The organism is Vibrio sp. M250220 (assembly GCF_036533795.1).
Lineage (GTDB): Bacteria > Pseudomonadota > Gammaproteobacteria > Enterobacterales > Vibrionaceae > Vibrio.
In genome coordinates, this window is sequence record NZ_JATABI010000010.1 from 75,271 (window position 1) to 81,669 (window position 6,399).

The window sequence follows — 6,399 nt, forward strand, 5'->3', positions numbered from 1 at the left end:
ATAGGGTTAACTGTTCCTTTTGGGTTCTAGTTAACTTTTGCCCATTTATTGCTCCCGTCAAAAACTAAATGCGTAAATAGTCAAATTTTCCTCAATTGTCGATTATGTGACCTTTTGCCTAGGGTTTGTCCGTTGAGTTTGTTGATAACAAATCAATTGCTTATGCTTGCGAGTACGTCGAACGTTTCTTCAAGTTGGTAAGCATCATGTTTAATAATGCCGTCACCGTTGGAACGCCAACCAGTACAGGCGGAAAAGTCTTAACAGGCAGTGCTGGCGTAAAAATTAACAACTTGGATGTGAGTCTCTTGGGAGACCAAGCTACCTGTACTTGTGGGGATGAAAACTGTCGTGGAGTAGGTCCAATCATCCAGGGCAGCCCGCGAAATATTAAGATTGGTGGCAAGCTGATAGCGATGAAAGACGATCCGGTTGATACCGGATGTGGCAATTGTTTTGTGCTTTCGAGTGGCGACGCTGTGAGCCTTGGTGCTCAAATGTCTGGCTCAATTGATATGGGTGCAGGCGTCAATATCGGGCAGGGTGTCAATATCAATATGGGGTCGAGCTTGAGCTTTGGGCAAGGTGTCTCTTCTGGCGGTCGCTCTGCTGCTTCGCTATCTACAACGTCCAACTCGACCAGTCATTTATCACCAATGAACGACCTTTATCGCTCTGATCCATTGCTTTATAGCCAAACTCAAACCATCGACAAAATATTGAGTGATTCTCTCGCTTTAGAGTGTTCTCTTGAAGAAGAAATGGCGAAGAACATGCAACATGTTCTTATCACCGATTTGGAGGATGCACACAAGATCCTGCATAACCTTTGGCTGGAAGCAGGGAAAGATGTTGCTGCCCTTGCTGCGAGTATTAATACTGCGAAATCATGGTTTAGCCACACAGGGCCGCTGTTTGATGCTGCTTCAATTGCCAAGCAGTTTGGTGATATGGGCGTTAAAGCGGATTTGGTTGAGAGCAAAGGCAAAACGTTTGTGGCGTTTAACGGCACAGATCAGAATGGAAGAGTGCTCAAATATGCGTTTGTGAATGGTACTCGTATCAACATGAACGGAAAAAAATACCCGCTCAACTCATTTAAAGCAATGCAAGCTGGCTTTAGCCCAAAATCAAGAGCCGCGAATTTTAAAGGGGCAGGAGTCTTAACGTTTGTCGTGTCGGCCAGTATTGCAACTAGTGATTTAGTGCTCAAGGATGATTATCACCTTGTGAACTGGTTTGGGAATGTCGGTTCTGATATGTTCAAAGCCCTGGTCCAATTTGGGGCTGGCGAAGCTGCATTATGGGTGGCTGCAACCCTATCTGGACATGTGATAATTGGAGCAGTGGTTGTCTTTGCTACCTATGCGGTTATTGAGTGGGCTTGGGGTGAGTTTAATGTCGCAAAAAAAGTTGTTACGGGAGTGGAGAATGCAATCGAAAGCGAAGGTTAGATTTGCTGCTTTATGTGTGCTTTTTATATTTATACCAGTATGGTGTTGGATATGTGCTGGTTTATTGCGCGATTATCAGGACCTTTTAGACATGGTACCTATTGTTAGAGTGTCGGTAATATCGCTTTGGGTTCCATTGGGCAGTTTTGGAGCACTGATTTTGCTTATTATATTCGCTTTCATTGGTTTATATACAGGGAGAAATGCAAGATCAGTAATTGGTGAAAGGTGGACATCAATAGTTAATAAAATAGCCCTTTATTTTGCATTAGTTGGCGTAGCATTTGCTGCGGGATGGACATATCACTCAATCGACTTACTAGAAAAATATGGCTATGTGTACAGCCGAGATTTAACCAAGATAACCCCGACAGGGATTCATTTAATGTACATTAAAGCAACGCATTGAGTTGGTTTACTCGTCAATTAGCTTTAAAGGCGTCGAGTCTTTGGACATCCTTTAGAGGAATACGCAAAAATAGAGGCCGTCAAATTCCCTCGGTAATTAAGCGAACGACAAAGTCGCTTGGTAGTTAAGGTACGACAGAATCACTTGGTGATCACACTTGTCCGCTAGTACCAACTAACATGATTTTGCCCCAAACCGCTTTAGTGAGCTTTGTCAGTAACGATACGCAGGGCTTCAGGTGAGCTAGATTTTCTAATCCCAAAGTAACGACAACCGTCAGTCCTTACCAGAATAGTGAGTGTACTCAGCAGATATAGGTCTGATATTCTCTTATAGAGCAGCGACCGTTATAACCATAACTGATAAAATTGGCAGCTCTTGGCATGAAAGCGTCTCAATTACCTGATATTTAGGTTCATTCTTATCTATAGGACTAGTAATCAATGATGCACCAAAAGATTCTTCGATTTAAGATATCGTTATCTGACAGCAACCCTGAAATTTGGAGGGAGATTGATGTTCCTGACCATTACAATTTTTGGGAGTTACACGTTGCCATTCAAGATGCGTTTGGATGGCTAGATTACCATCTGCATGAATTTACACCAAGGAAAAACGGACCAACAAATGGTAAGCCAATAGGTATTCTGGAAGCAGAGCATGATGATCGTGTAGTTGCTGGTTGGGAGTTTTCAGTTAAAAAATACTTCACATCATTAGGCAATACGATCGACTATATATACGACTTTGGTGATAACTGGCATCATGAGGTGGTGTTAGTTGGTATGTTCTTAGCACCACTGGATTCTGATTTTCCTCAGTGCGTCTCTGGAGGGAGAGCTTGTCCGCCTGAAGATTGTGGCGGAATGAACGGTTATCAGGATTTGCTTGAAGTAATCTCAAATAAAAAGCACGAGGAATACAAAGGTACTGTTCAGTGGCTGAAAGGACATGCCAAAAGTTATTGGCCACATAAGCCTGAGTCTTTCGATTCCAAGCGCGTTAAATTTTCAGACCCGTACCATCGGTGGTGTGTGGCATTCTCTAAGTAGAAAATGCCCCTTTTTCATTTTCGGAAAAAATTTCGCGATCATAGACTGCGGACATTTGCCCCAAAACAGCTCATGTAACGGTAATGAGATTCATGCAGAAATAGTGATTTTTTATATTTGTAAAGTCGCTTGGGGACTATGTGTCCATAGTCACAGGACAAATAACAAGAGGTCATTGAAAGCTCAAAGGCGATAATTGACCTTCTTATTGCTCCCTTACCTATAGATAATTTTAGGAATGGGAGCATTCACTACTGACCACGAAGGTTTGCACCAACCTCGGTATTCTTAGGCCTTACCAACCACAGAAGTATCATTGATAAGATCGAAGATACTAAATAGAGCAATGCGATTGAAATAATTCCTGACCCATTACTAAATCCCAACCAACCAATAGTACCAGCGGTTATAAATCTAATGCTTCCCACAACGGAAGAAACTGTCGGTGTTCCGTTGACTGCAAATATTGCTTTGTTGAGAGTGACATTCGATAAATAGACACTAAAAAAGGTGGCGAGGATGATGAACGGGAAGTAGCTATAAAACCCAAAGTCGCCGTGAATGGACATATTTATTATGATGCCAGCCAAGGCAGCTATGGACAGCAAATACCAATAATTAGCACCAGTAAAAGCTAGTTTGGGGCTGAACTTTGTAATGATGACGTTTGTTACAAAGAGTGCCGTCCCATAAATAATCATCATCAAGCCGTAGTCTTGTAGAGAGCCGTTAAAGTCTTGAGTGAAAATTTTTACTGACAGCATTACAAAAACGAAGTGAATGGAGAAATTCAGCGTAGACACGATGTTAAGTGTCCAGAACGCTGTTGATTTTAAGAAATTGTTCTGTCCCACACTACTATTATTGTTCGCATCACGTATATCACTAAGTATTGATAAAAAACACAGTATTGCAAATATACAGGCCAAGGAAGCTACCACAATAATTGAGCCCCACCCAAACGTTGTTGTCAATAAAGCTCCAAGCATCGGAGAAAGAGTAATTGCAATCGCAGAGATTGACGCAATCAAAGCACGAACCTTCACACCTTCTTCTTCTTCAAAGCAATTTCGAACTATAAATGTACTTAGTACAAATGATGATGAGAACAGGCCTTGCATGAATCGTGCACCAAGGAAGAGTTCGTAACTAGTATGGCCAAGTGAGAGCAAGTTCGAAAGCAGCAAAAGAACTAAACTTCCTAGCAACACGGTAGTTACCCCCAGTTTTTCTGCCAGAACACCTACAATCAATACGCCCACACCGAACCCGTAGGTAAACAAAGTGACTGAAGATATGGTATCGGTATAGGGGATCGAGAAGTAGTCGGATAGGTCTGAAAAAGAAGACACGAATACGTCCATCGGGAACATGGACAATATAGACAATGCTGTTAGGCAGACAAGTATCTTTGTTCTACGCATGGGGTGCTTCTTTTGCAAATTTCGTTAAACGGTAGCGAGTCAACAAATCATTGAGTTCTTTAACATCCCATGCGCCCAGTCTATTAAGCTCAGCAAAAAGCACTTTAGAAGTTCTTTCAACAAAGTTGGCAATCCCTTCATACTTGTTCTCTGGCTTGATGGTTGGAGTAAGAAAATATAAGTCAGCCTTACCAATGTAGCTAAGGTAGTTCTTCACCCAAGTCCGATCCATATATGATACGTTGAGATCCATCATTGCAAACAGCTTTGAAATAAACAGTTCCTTGTCGGCCACAGTTGATGTTTTCCAAAACGTTCTCATGAGGTCGATGAATATAGCAGCATGACGTTTTTCATCATCGAGGTGATCTTTTAATGCGTTGTAGACAGGCTCGTACATAGTATCTTTTTGTATGTTGGTCAGCTGTGTAGCGATGCAAACTTCTGAGTAAACACCTAATGCAAGCATTGACACTTCAGTGTCTCTGCTATTGTCACTGTTGTGCAGTGAACGCATTTTTTCGGACTTATTTTTAGACTCTAACTCGAAGTCATGAATCTTATGAATGTCGCCACTATACATTAGTGAAGAAAGTAGATCGTAAGAGAACATGGCATGATAAACTTCGTCGGCAAAGACTCCATAACATGTCATTCGTTCTTGCTTGCCCGTGAAAAATAGCGATTCACCCAGGCTGATTTTGTTCACTATCGGGTTAACAATTCCATGTTCCACTTCAACAGTGTACGACATGAAATTACTCAATATGCAAGCACCTAGAATGGCTCGTTCTTCTCGGTTTAATTTGCTTACAATGACTGAAGGAAGAAAGTATGAGTACCAAGAGTTTGCTATCCACTCGGTGTTTATTATTCCTTTCATTCCATCGACTTGCATTGAATATCGATACTTATGAGAAGTGATGATTGATTTCTGCATCCATTTTCTAACGTGATCCATAAATTTACCTTAATCGTTAGGGAACGAGTTACCAGTTGTATTACCAATCGCAATGCAATATACCGGTGCTTCGACGGAAGTGTCGCAACCTAGTAAGCATTCGATATTCGAGTCACAAAGTTGACCCGTAATCCAACTCCCTAAGCCAAGTTCTGAGGTTACCAGTTGGGTTGATTGTGACAAGTGACCCACATCCAACAGTGAGACTCGATAACATCGAGAGTGTTTATACTTTATCCAAGACAAATCAAATCGTGTGGTTAATATGATAAGAAACGCCGCATTCTCGGCGTAGGGCTGGCCGCCAACCAGTCGGCTAAGTGGGTAATCGTTCGGGAAAGGACGCAGGTAAGATAAATCATGGTCTAGGTCATTATAGAAATATATCCCTTTTCCCAATCCATCTACATTCAGCGCCACAACGTAGGTCTGTGTAGGATGCAAGCCGCCTCCAGATGGGCTAGTTTTCTTTTTACCCAAAGGCTCTTTGCCGTTTGAATTTTCCCAATCGAATGATGCTTTGTAGCAAATCGTTAAAATGCTTTCTACAGAGGGAAAAGGCACTGGAGAATCTATGAAATCACGAGTGGTTTTTCTGTTATTTAAGTATTTTTCTATATCGAGGTTTGACGGTTTGCAAGACAACGCTATCCGTCTTTCCGTAGAATTCTCATCTACTATTTCCCGAAACTTTGGCATGATTGAGTCTGATTCTTGAAGTTGAACCCTATTATTTTCTTCTACCCATGCATCGGCGCTTTCGATGACTTCTTCATTGAAAACATTCTTGGTTCCATGGTGGTAAATATGAGAGAGACAGTCCCATCCCCAATGTTGGTTATCACTTTCCCGAAGTATATTAAGTTCTTGAAGGTGCTCGATGGCTTTTTCATCATATTCACCAGAGCTGTTGATGTAATTATAAATAGTACTTACAAGTTCTGGACTTACCCCCTCTGGCAGGATAGTTGTCACTGTTAAAATTTAACCAGTGTAGGGCGGTAAGAGTGAATTGTGTCTCGTATTCCAACAGAAAGAAAAGAAGCCATATTGAAGAAGCTACTGCCTCCATACTCATTGTCAGTGAGCGAACTTTCAA

Annotated in this window: 6 protein-coding genes and 1 pseudogene; 4 read left to right on the plus strand and 3 right to left on the minus strand. The window is 41.7% G+C overall.

The window, feature by feature from the left end; translation table 11 throughout:
• Window positions 1-206: 206 nt before the first annotated feature.
• The 4 genes and pseudogenes from QTN94_RS06035 to QTN94_RS06050 form a co-directional block, all read left to right on the plus strand.
• A pseudogene (locus QTN94_RS06035) lies at window positions 207-434 on the plus strand (PAAR domain-containing protein); the annotation flags it as partial.
• A 222-nt stretch (window positions 435-656) separates the two neighbouring features.
• On the plus strand, window positions 657-1,454 hold the full coding sequence (locus QTN94_RS06040; RefSeq protein WP_331427188.1) for a hypothetical protein: 798 nt from the start codon (window positions 657-659) through the stop codon (window positions 1,452-1,454).
• On the plus strand, window positions 1,432-1,863 hold the full coding sequence (locus QTN94_RS06045; RefSeq protein ID WP_331427183.1) for a hypothetical protein: 432 nt from the start codon (window positions 1,432-1,434) through the stop codon (window positions 1,861-1,863). The genes QTN94_RS06040 and QTN94_RS06045 overlap by 23 nt, the downstream gene beginning before the upstream one ends.
• Window positions 1,864-2,306: 443 nt before the next feature.
• A complete protein-coding gene (locus QTN94_RS06050) occupies window positions 2,307-2,915 on the plus strand; it encodes a plasmid pRiA4b ORF-3 family protein (protein ID WP_331427184.1) in 609 nt (202 codons plus the stop codon).
• Window positions 2,916-3,166: 251 nt separating this feature from the next.
• Here the strand turns inward: QTN94_RS06050 and QTN94_RS06055 are convergent, their stop codons facing one another.
• Genes QTN94_RS06055 through QTN94_RS06065 form a run of 3 tightly spaced genes read right to left on the minus strand, consistent with a single transcriptional unit; the run spans window position 3,167 to window position 6,275 of the window.
• A complete protein-coding gene (locus QTN94_RS06055; protein WP_038224104.1) occupies window positions 3,167-4,339 on the minus strand; it encodes an MFS transporter in 1,173 nt (390 codons plus the stop codon).
• Window positions 4,332-5,300 carry a diiron oxygenase gene (locus tag QTN94_RS06060; protein ID WP_038224103.1) on the minus strand — a complete coding sequence of 323 codons (969 nt, stop codon included), beginning with the start codon at window positions 5,298-5,300 and terminating at the stop codon, window positions 4,332-4,334. The genes QTN94_RS06055 and QTN94_RS06060 overlap by 8 nt, the downstream gene beginning before the upstream one ends.
• A 9-nt stretch (window positions 5,301-5,309) precedes the next feature.
• Window positions 5,310-6,275, minus strand: a complete 966-nt coding sequence (locus tag QTN94_RS06065; RefSeq protein ID WP_331427185.1) for a SagB/ThcOx family dehydrogenase — start codon at window positions 6,273-6,275, stop codon at window positions 5,310-5,312.
• Window positions 6,276-6,399 lie beyond the last annotated feature (124 nt).